Source organism: Campylobacter sp. 2018MI13 (assembly GCF_018501135.1).
Lineage (GTDB): Bacteria > Campylobacterota > Campylobacteria > Campylobacterales > Campylobacteraceae > Campylobacter_E.
On the sequence record NZ_JAHCZC010000378.1, the window covers coordinates 1 to 204 of the forward strand.

A 204-nucleotide genomic window follows, 5' to 3' on the forward strand; every position below is an offset into this window, starting at 1 on the left:
ACCATCATTCATAGCCTTAATTACTTCATCACACACTAAATAAGCACTCATTTGCGGTAATTCATCATAGCTTTTTACTTTTGGGCTTGGGATTAATACACGCTTTTCATTAAGAAATTCTTTCTCTCCCCCGCCATTAAAGAAAAAGCTAACATGGGCATATTTTTCTGTTTCTGCTGTGTGAAATTGCCTTAAATTATTTTT

1 pseudogene is annotated in these 204 nt (G+C 33.8%); it reads right to left on the minus strand.

The window, feature by feature from the left end:
- A pseudogene (locus KJQ99_RS11585) lies at positions 1–204 on the minus strand (2,3-bisphosphoglycerate-independent phosphoglycerate mutase); the annotation flags it as partial.